This window comes from Peptoniphilus sp. oral taxon 836 str. F0141, from assembly GCF_000179335.1.
GTDB lineage: Bacteria > Bacillota > Clostridia > Tissierellales > Peptoniphilaceae > Peptoniphilus_A > Peptoniphilus_A lacrimalis.
In genome coordinates this window covers 1-1,456 of sequence record NZ_AEAA01000076.1, presented here as the reverse complement: position 1 = coordinate 1,456, position 1,456 = coordinate 1, and the positions used below count along the sequence as shown (strand labels likewise).

Annotated in this window: 2 protein-coding genes; both read right to left on the bottom strand. The window is 27.0% G+C overall.

Annotated features, from left to right (window positions below; translation table 11 throughout):
- A partial coding sequence (locus tag HMPREF9131_RS03465; protein ID WP_009345364.1) for a metallophosphoesterase occupies positions 1 to 390 on the bottom strand: 390 nt, incomplete at its 3' end.
- A 2-nt stretch (positions 391 to 392) separates the two neighbouring features.
- On the bottom strand, positions 393 to 1,456 hold a 1,064-nt coding region (locus tag HMPREF9131_RS03460), incomplete at its 5' end, for an ATP-binding protein (RefSeq protein ID WP_009345366.1).

The following is a 1,456-nucleotide window of genomic DNA, read 5'->3' as shown; positions in this document are numbered from 1 at the left end:
TGTAAATTCTAAAGAATCTTTTGATATCCAACCTCTGCAACCGCAAATTGAAATATCTTCATATTCATAAGTATTATTATATAAAAATTTTATAGTCTTAAAGCCTAAATTATTCATTTTATTTAGTGAAGACCACCAATAATCATGGTTTCCCTTTGAAATTATTTTCTTTCCGGGCAGGGAATCTATCACATTTAAATCATCAACTGCATCTTTAAGTTTTAAAGCCCAGGAGATATCACCCGGCAAAAGTACCAAATCATCATCTCTAACCTTTTCTTTCCAATCAGAAATTATCTTTTTATCGTGGTCTTTCCAATTATCTCCAAAAACATCCATGGGCTTTTCTTTTGAAAAATCAAAATGCAGATCTGCTATTGCATATATCATTTTCACCTCAAATTTATTAAATTATAATCGATATTCATTTTATTTAACATATTAATTTCTCTTTTATTAGATGTGAAAATTATAAGCTGTTTATAATTCCTTAGATAATCAAGTGCCATCTCTAATCTTGTATCATCATAATTGGCAAAGTGGTCATCTAAAATTATGGGAAGATTATCCGTAAATAATATGTGAATTAATGAAAGTCTAAAGGCAAAATACAGTTGGTCTATAGTACCTCTGCTCAAATTTTCTATACTCACATACTTTTCATTTTCATCATCATATAAAGAAATATTGTAATTATCATCAATAATTATTTTCTTGTATTTTTCTTTTGTAATCTGTCCTAAAATTTCCTCAATTTTACTCTTTAATCTCGGAAGCATTTTGTTTCTATTTTCTAAGAGTAAATCTTTAAGCCTTTGGTAGGCAAGCTCAGTATAAGCCCTTTTAAATTCAACCTTTTCGAGTTCTTTTATTAAATAATCTTTCTCTTCTTCTGAATCTTTAAGTTTATTTACTGAGGCTTCCAACAAATTAATCTGTCCTTTTAGTGTAGAAATTTTTAATTTTCTGCTATCTATTATAGAATTTATTTCTTTGATAGAAAGATCTGTTTGTGTTATTTCTTCAGACTTTATATTTTCGATTTTTGTTTTCTCGTAAAGATCTTTTTTTAATGCTAAAGATTTTTCCAGATCAAAAATATTGTTGTTTTCGTATTTATCCTTTAATTCCCTAAGCGAAGTGACTTCATATTTTTCAAAAATAATGTTTAACTTATTTTCTAAATCTTCTATTTCTTTATTAAGCTTATCTCTTTTTTCAATTATATCCTTAGATTTTTCTTTTCTATACTCGTTAATTGCTCTATTCTTGTCATTTTCATTGACTTTTTCTTTTAGAAAATTGTAAAGCTCATCAATATCCTTTTTATGGTATTTATCAGTCAATTGATTGAAAAGTCTATCAAAACTTTTCTTCTTAGCAGTTTTTTGAATGGATAAATTTTTAAGAGCTTCCATTCTCACCTTAAGCCTTTCTACAAGTTCCTTATTTACCC